Genomic DNA, 371 nt, shown 5'->3' on the forward strand with positions numbered 1-371 from the left:
CAAGATGGCGCAGCGGACGGGGCTCGAACCCGCGACCTCCGCCGTGACAGGGCGGCATTCTAACCAGCTGAACTACCGCTGCATCCAAAGTAAAGAAGTAGAGATTATAAAACCTATTTATGATTTTATAAAATGGTGGTCACTATAAGACTCGAACTTATGACATCCACCTTGTAAGGGTGGCGCTCTACCAACTGAGCTAAGCGACCTATGATTGGCGACCCCTAGAGGATTTGAACCTCTGTTTCCACACAGAGAGAGTGTTGTCCTGGGCCACTAGACGAAAGGGTCATAACCCTAACAATAAAAATGGTGTCCCGTGTTGGATTCGAACCAACGGCCCCCTCCTTAAAAGGGAGATGCTCTACCGG

3 tRNA genes are annotated in these 371 nt (G+C 49.6%); all 3 read right to left on the reverse strand.

The annotated features are described in order from the left end of the window. Nucleotides 1-5 precede the first annotated feature (5 nt). Nucleotides 6-82: transfer RNA gene (locus AJN70_RS06505), tRNA-Asp, on the reverse strand. Between the two features lie 51 nt (nucleotides 83-133). Continuing rightward, nucleotides 134-209, reverse strand: a tRNA-Val gene (locus AJN70_RS06510). A 6-nt stretch (nucleotides 210-215) separates the two neighbouring features. Further along, nucleotides 216-291: transfer RNA gene (locus tag AJN70_RS06515), tRNA-Arg, on the reverse strand. Nucleotides 292-371 lie beyond the last annotated feature (80 nt).

Source organism: Campylobacter sp. BCW_4341 (assembly GCF_001764255.1).
Classification (GTDB): Bacteria; Campylobacterota; Campylobacteria; order Campylobacterales; family Campylobacteraceae; genus Campylobacter_D; species Campylobacter_D jejuni.